This window comes from Deltaproteobacteria bacterium (genome assembly GCA_003696105.1).
Lineage (GTDB): Bacteria > Myxococcota_A > Polyangia > Haliangiales > J016 > J016.
Genome location: RFGE01000366.1, coordinates 1 through 2,508, shown reverse-complemented (window position 1 = coordinate 2,508; position 2,508 = coordinate 1). Strand labels below are relative to the sequence as shown.

Annotated in this window: 2 protein-coding genes; one reads left to right on the top strand and one right to left on the bottom strand. The window is 71.9% G+C overall.

The window, feature by feature from the left end; translation table 11 throughout:
* Positions 1–37 precede the first annotated feature (37 nt).
* On the bottom strand, positions 38–1,132 hold the full coding sequence (locus D6689_22595) for a class A beta-lactamase-related serine hydrolase (protein ID RMH36366.1): 1,095 nt from the start codon (positions 1,130–1,132) through the stop codon (positions 38–40).
* A gap of 25 nt (positions 1,133–1,157) precedes the next feature.
* Here D6689_22595 and D6689_22590 point away from each other — a divergent pair.
* The coding region (locus tag D6689_22590) for a serine/threonine protein kinase (protein RMH36367.1) at positions 1,158–2,508 on the top strand (1,351 nt) is incomplete at its 3' end.

Here is a 2,508-nt window from a genome sequence, read left to right as displayed (position 1 = left end):
GGGGGGGTCGGCCCGCGGTGCCGAATCGTTCGGCCCGTCAGTGCGCGAGCTCGTCGAGGCGGGCGACGACCGCGTCCATGACCTCGCGCCGCATCGCCTTGGTGACCGGCTGTTGCACGCGCGGGTGGATGCTGTTGGTGAGCAGCACGGCGAATCGGCCGGTCACGCGGTCGAGCCACATGGCAGTGCCGGTGAAGCCGGTGTGGCCAAACCCGGACGTGCGCGGCCACCGATCGCCGGCTTGCGACGCGCCGGGTTCGGGCGACGGCGTGTCCCACCCGTACCGCCACGTCGACCCCGGGACCGGACTGCGCGCCAGAAACGCGTCGACGACCGCGCGGTCGAACCCCGGTCGCGCGCCGAGGACCGCGGCTGCGAAGGCGGCGACGTCGTCGGCGGCAGCGAACAGCCCGGCGTGGCCGCAGATTCCTCCCGCGGCGTACGCATTCTGGTCGTGGACGCGGCCGCATACGAGACCGCGGTGCGGGCACTCCTCGGTGGGCGGCGCGCCGGCGATCTGCTCGCCGGCAAGAAGATCGGCAAACCGCGCCGAGCGCATGCCGAGCGGTTCGAACACGAGGCGTCGCGCGGCGCGGTCGAGGCGCTCGTTGGTTGCTCTTTCAACTAGAGCGCCGAGAAGAATGAACCCGAGGTCGCTGTAGACCGCCCGCGTGCCGGGTGCGTAGGCAAGCGGCGTGCGAGCGGCCATCGCGACGAGCGCGTCGCGCGCCGACGCCGTGCCGTCGCGCTCGCCCGCGCACAGTTGCCGGTAGAACGGCAGGTGCGCCGGCAGGCCGGACGAGTGACACAGCAGGTCGCGCACGCGGGCGCGCGCGGCGCCGTCGGGAGCCAGTTCGGGTAGCCAGCGGCGGACCGGCGCGTCCAAGTCGACGTCGCCCCGGGCTACCAACTGCATCAGACAGCCGACGGTCGCGATCGGCTTGGTGAGCGACGCGAGGTCGTACGGGGTGTCGACGGTCACCGGCCGCGGCGGCCCGATGTCCGGGCGGTCCTCCCAGTGGGTGCGGCCAAACGCGATGCGGTCGGTGACGACCCCCGCGTCCGCGGCGATCAATACGCCGCCGGGAGTGGCCCGGCGCGCGACCTGGTCCGCGAGGATGGCTGCGAGCACGCTGTGTTAGGCTGTAGCACAAGCCATGACGCGGTACGAGATGCTCGACCGGATCGGCGTCGGCGGGATGGCGGAGATCTTTCGCGGCCGGGCCATCGCCGGCGGCGGCTTCGAAAAGCCGGTCGCGATCAAGCGCATCCTACCGCACCTGAGCCAGGACGAGCGGTTCGTCCAGATGTTGATCGCGGAGGCCAATACCCTGTCGCAGTTGCGTCACCGCAACATCGTACAGATCTTCGACGTCGGGCTCGGGGACGACGGCCAGTACTTCCTGGTGATGGAGTACGTGCCCGGCAGCGACCTGCGCGCGCTGCTCGAGGCGCTCGAGGAGCGGGGCAAGCGGTTGCCGGCGCACTTGAGCCTGCACATCGCCGCCGAGATCGCCGACGCGCTCGACTTCGCCCACCGTGCGACCGATAGCGCCGGGCGGCCGTTGCGCCTGGTGCATCGGGACGTATCGCCGTCGAACGTACTGCTGTCGCGCAACGGAGAGGTCAAGCTGACCGACTTCGGAATCGCCAAGCGCATGGAAGACGTGACCGGTCACCACGGCGTGCGCGGCAAGTTCGCCTACATCTCGCCCGAGCAAGCCGACAATCGCCCGGTGGACGGGCGCAGCGACGTGTTTTCGCTCGGCATCGTGTTGCTCGAGATGATTTCGGGCCGGCGCGTGTTCTCGGCGCTCAACGACGTCGACGCGCTGCAAGCGGTCCGCGCGGGGCAGATCCCGCGCCCGCGCGATCTGGATCCCGACATGCCGTCGGAACTCGAAGCGATCGTGCGGCGCGCGATCGCGGTGCGGCCGGAGGACCGATATCAGACCGCCGGAGAACTGAGCGCGGCGCTGCGCAGCTATCGTTATTCCGCGCTGACGACCGCGGGCGATCCGGCGATCGAACTGGCGCGGATTCTCAGCCTCGCCCGGCGCAGCGGCGACGATGCAGCGTTCGCCCAGGAGGCGACGATCTTGCGGATCGAAACGGCGGCGGGGTTCACCGGCGTCGGGCTGGGGCCGGGTGGGGCGGGGCCGGGTGCGCTCGGGCCGGCGTTCGACGACGAGGCGACGCGCGCGATGCCGGGCGCCCAGATTCGCGAGCTGATGGCCGCCGCCGAAGGCAGCCAACGGTTCGAGCAGGAGCCGACACAGGACGTCGAACTCGAGCAGCTCCTCGACGTGGCGCCCCTGGCGGAAGCGGAGACCGCCATGCTCGACCTGCGGTCGCGCACCGACGGCGGCGCCGCGCCGGCCGGCGTGGTGGACGGGGAAGCCACGATTCGGCAGGGCGTGGCGTCGTTGGCGCCGCCGGGCGGGCACACCGCGGAGGCGCCGCCGGGCGGGCACACCGCGGAGGCGCCGCCGGGCGGGCACACCGCGG